Below are 3,530 nucleotides of genomic sequence, written 5' to 3' on the forward strand. Positions count from 1 at the left end.
TATAGCAGGAGATTCCCCGTTCACAGAGTCTTGGCTAGGGTTCCCTCGACGCTTAGGAGAGGTGCCCCAAAGGACACCCCCGCCAGAACCTCTCCAGGGGCATTTTCAGCACTGTCCGCCCGACAGCGCTTCTCGAATCTATTTCGCAGCACCAGACCACTGGCAATATCTCTTTGTACTCATAGGAGCATTATAACCTTTAGTCGCTTCTAATGTCACTTAGTCACCTGCACAAAGTAGAATAAGACAGCAATTGGCAGCACACCCACTCTATGGTTACCTCTTGGGCGAAATGGTCATTGCCACGACCTCAACAGCACTCAACTCCGCTGCGCCAAAGGCGATTGCCCAAAGGGCACGCTACGCGATCGCGCCGCCGCCGCTGGAAGTCCGCTGTTCTGAGGTTCCTTTCTGAACGCCTTGTACTTGTCATGGCTGGCCTAGGGACAGGCCTCCTTCTGTGGCAAACCGATGGCCCCCTGATGATTGCTACTCTCAGCGGGGTGGGTACGATTTTTCTCCTCAGCCGGTGGCAACGCCGACTTTTAACGCTGTGGCAGGATCTGCGCCAGCAGGTTCACCACTGGCTATATCATCCCTTTGCCTTGACGGTGGCGGGGGGGGTGCTGGCCTGTTTGGGGACCTATACCCTTCTCCATGTGGGGCAGCACACGGCAGATCCGTGGTTGGTGGTGGCTCTTATCTTCCTTGGCCTGCTGCTGGTGGGTGTCATTGCTCTGCTGGGGACAACGATTGGACAACTGCAACAGCAGCATCAGACCCAACAGGTCTGCCGGTGGTTGACTGACCTCACCCATCCTCAACCCCTGCATCGGCTGGTGGCCATTCGCCAACTTGCTCGTGTCTCTCAGGGCGCCGATCGCCGTCAGGTGCAAGAAGCGCTCTATCTCCTCTTAGGACAGGAAACAGAGCCAATTGTTCGCCGTGCTGCCCTGGAAGTGTTAGAGTACCTCGACAATGCCCCCTAAGTCCTTGAATTGGCTAGAGCAATGGTGCTTAGCTCGCCTCATTCGGGCGATCGCCAATGTCCTTGGTGTTCGGGCACGGCGATTCGACTACGTTGGCTTTATTGAGATCACTCGGCAACTAAAGCAAGGGCGATCGCCGGCGCAGCAGCAGGCCATAGTTGCTAAGGTCTTTGATCTTCTCATCCCGCCGACGGTCAGTGCTCTCATCCGCAGGTTTGTGCGTCCTACCCGCTGGGTCTGTGAAGGGAATGCGTGGTTTGCCACCCGGCTCACAGGTTGGCTAGTTGGTGCCAGCGATCGCTACTGGGTTGAGGTGCTTCTCCCGAATAAATCTCGCCAATGGCAGCAAAGTGGCGTCCGCATTCAAAAATGCCGTTACTTGGCCGAGGGCCAATGCATGGCGCTGTGTGTGAACCTCTGTAAAAAGCCGACAGAGCAGTTTTTTCGGCAGCAGCTTGGCCTTCCTTTAACTATGACTCCCAACTTTAGGGACTCCAGTTGCGAGATGGTTTTTGGTACGCCTGCCCATCCGATTCCTGAGCCAACAATTCTCCCCTGTTGGCATGAACCAACCCAAGCCTCCTGTCCCCATGTCTAGGGGCACCCTTTAAGAATGGTTGCAGATTGACAGTTCAAGAGGCCTTGAAATAGGGTAGGGGTGTACTGCTGGAGCAGCAACGATGGGCGTCGGCATTGGCATCAATGGCTTTGGTCGTATTGGTCGCTTGGTTTTGCGGGCTGCCTGGGGTTGGCCTGAGCTGGACTTTCGCCACATCAACGAGATTAAGGGAGGCCCGACTGCGGCTGCTTATTTGTTGGAGTTTGATTCGGTTCATGGCCGTTGGCCCCAAACCATTCAAGCCAAAGAGGGGGCGATCGCCATTGACGATCAGATCATCAGCTTTTCGGAAGCGAAAACCCCAGCAGAGGTGCCTTGGCAAGAGCGGGGAGTCGAGATTGTTTTGGAATGCTCGGGTAAATTCCGAACGCCAGAACAACTGGCTGCCTACTTTGCCGCAGGGGTGAAAAAAGTCATTGTTGCTGCCCCGGTTAAAGAGCAAGCCCTCAACATTGTCATGGGGGTGAATGATCACCTCTACAATCCCCAAGAACACCACTTGCTCACTGCTGCCTCCTGTACGACAAACTGCCTTGCTCCCGTTGTGAAAGTTATTCACGAAACCTTTGGCATTCGCCATGGTTTGATCACCACCATTCACAATGTCACGAATACGCAAACCGTCGTTGATGCTCCCCATAAGGACTTGCGCCGTGCGCGCTCTAGTCTCATGTCTCTTATACCCACGACAACCGGCTCAGCCACTGCCATCGGGCTGATTTATCCAGAACTCCAGGGGAAACTGAACGGCTTGGCGGTGCGGGTACCTCTGTTGAACGCATCGCTCACAGACTGTGTTTTTGAAGTTAGTCGCCCCACGAGTGTGGCAGAAGTGAATGCAGCTCTCAAGGCCGCGGCAGCCGGGGAACTCAAGGGAATTCTCGGCTATGAGGAGCGTCCCCTTGTCTCTGTGGACTACTGCAACGACCCCCGTTCCAGCATTGTGGATGCCCTCTCTACCATGGTGGTGGATGAAACGCAGGTGAAAATTCTCGCGTGGTACGACAACGAATGGGGCTACAGCAACCGCTTGGCGGAATTAGCGCGCTACGTCGCCCTAACTTTGTCCTAGGGAGTCTGCTATGGCTGTGTCCACCAGTGTCCGCAACTACATGATTGTGACCCTCGCCTACTGGGGGTTCACGATTACCGATGGCGCGCTGCGGATGTTAGTGCTGCTGTATTTTAACCAGATTGGCTACACCCCGCTGCAAATTGCCTTCCTATTTCTCTTCTATGAAATTTTTGGCATTATCACTAATTTTCTTGGTGGTTGGATTGGTGCGCGGTTGGGATTAAATGTCACCCTTTACGCCGGCATTGGCTTGCAGGTGATCTCGCTCCTTATGCTTACACCTCTAACGCAAGACTGGCCGTTGTGGTTTGCCGTGCCCTATGTAATGACGGCACAGGCGATGTCGGGGGTGGCCAAAGACCTCACCAAAATGAGTTCCAAGAGTGCCATTCGCTTGGTAGTGCCCCAAGAGGCGGAGTCGCGCCTCTTTAAGTGGGTGGCAATTCTGACGGGGTCTAAAAACGCCCTCAAGGGGGTGGGCTTCTTTGTGGGAAGTGTACTATTGACGTTGGCGGGCTTTGTGGCGTCCCTGTGGATAATGGCGATCGCCCTCCTCCTGATCATGCTTACCGGTTTCTTGCTGCCGCGGGGGATGGGGCAGATCAAAAAGAAAATCAAGTTTCGTCAACTCTTTTCCAAGAGCAAGGAGATCAATATCCTTTCCGCCGCCCGCTTTTTCCTCTTTGGGGCGCGGGATGTCTGGTTTGTGGTGGGCCTGCCGGTCTATCTCCAAAGTGTCCTCAACTGGTCATTTTATGAAGTGGGGGGCTTTCTCGCCCTGTGGGTCATTGGCTATGGCGGTGTGCAGTCTGCGGCACCGGTTCTGTTGAAATACCTCAACCGCGGT

At 54.6% G+C, this 3,530-nt stretch carries 5 protein-coding genes; all 5 read left to right on the top strand.

The genetic code is table 11. From position 1 onward, the window contains the following. Window positions 1-253 precede the first annotated feature (253 nt). Complete coding sequence (locus tag Q0683_RS07810; protein ID WP_298977148.1) at window positions 254-415, top strand: hypothetical protein; 162 nt, start codon at window positions 254-256, stop codon at window positions 413-415. A 16-nt stretch (window positions 416-431) separates the two neighbouring features. Further along, a complete protein-coding gene (locus Q0683_RS07815; protein WP_298977150.1) occupies window positions 432-989 on the top strand; it encodes a hypothetical protein in 558 nt (185 codons plus the stop codon). Then, on the top strand, window positions 979-1,587 hold the full coding sequence (locus Q0683_RS07820; RefSeq protein WP_298977152.1) for a beta-carotene isomerase domain-containing protein: 609 nt from the start codon (window positions 979-981) through the stop codon (window positions 1,585-1,587). Before Q0683_RS07815 ends, Q0683_RS07820 begins: the two co-directional genes overlap by 11 nt. An 82-nt stretch (window positions 1,588-1,669) precedes the next feature. After that, window positions 1,670-2,680, top strand: a complete 1,011-nt coding sequence (locus Q0683_RS07825) for an ArsJ-associated glyceraldehyde-3-phosphate dehydrogenase (RefSeq protein ID WP_298613750.1) — start codon at window positions 1,670-1,672, stop codon at window positions 2,678-2,680. Window positions 2,681-2,690: 10 nt separating this feature from the next. After that, on the top strand, window positions 2,691-3,530 hold an 840-nt coding region (gene arsJ, locus Q0683_RS07830; RefSeq protein WP_298977155.1), incomplete at its 3' end, for an organoarsenical effux MFS transporter ArsJ.

It is taken from the genome of uncultured Thermosynechococcus sp. (assembly GCF_938074695.1).
Lineage (GTDB): Bacteria > Cyanobacteriota > Cyanobacteriia > Thermosynechococcales > Thermosynechococcaceae > Thermosynechococcus.

Bases quoted from the DNA above. Each gene is read 5' to 3' on its own strand.
- Q0683_RS07815 (WP_298977150.1), top strand. From the start codon at position 432: ATGGCTGGCCTAGGGACAGGCCTCCTTCTGTGGCAAACCGATGGCCCC.
- Q0683_RS07820 (WP_298977152.1), top strand. From the start codon at position 979: ATGCCCCCTAAGTCCTTGAATTGGCTAGAGCAATGGTGCTTAGCTCGC.
- Q0683_RS07825 (WP_298613750.1), top strand. From the start codon at position 1,670: ATGGGCGTCGGCATTGGCATCAATGGCTTTGGTCGTATTGGTCGCTTG.